The sequence below is a fragment of the Candidatus Symbiothrix dinenymphae genome (assembly GCF_001431085.1).
Window position 1 is genome coordinate 1 of the sequence record NZ_BBRU01000376.1, and the last position, 466, is coordinate 466.

Here is a 466-nt window from a genome sequence, read left to right on the forward strand (position 1 = left end):
GTACAGGGATGACTTGCGAAAAATGGGCTGAAACCTGCTTCACAACTCCCACGATACCTCTGGGCGAAACGACACCCATATCTGCCTCAATACCATCCAGTTCCCCTTTATCCAAGGTCAGGTAGTTGTCGATTTTTGAAATGTTATTATTGACAACTTTCGCCGACACCCAATGATACGTTTTGCCGGATTGGTCAATGTCGAGATTGCCTGTGTGCAGTGTGTCATTTGTCAGTTTTAAGGTGTTCCGGTATTCGGCAATTTGGTTTTCCAAATCAACAATGCGCTGCATCATATCCTCATTGATAGTTCGGAGTTCGATGTAAGCGTAAAAGACAGCGGTCACAGCATAAAAACTGCCTATGACCTCTTGGGTTGCCGCCAAAAATTTGCTGCGCTGAAAACGGTTGTTGTTGACAGTCAGCATGATAGACGTAGAAAACAACAACACAAACAACACCCCATG

Annotated in this window: 1 protein-coding gene; it reads right to left on the reverse strand. The window is 44.8% G+C overall.

The window, feature by feature from the left end; genetic code table 11:
• Nucleotides 1–466, reverse strand: a 466-nt coding sequence (gene mreC, locus ASC50_RS04410) for a rod shape-determining protein MreC (protein WP_304518325.1), incomplete at both ends; no start/stop codon positions are given.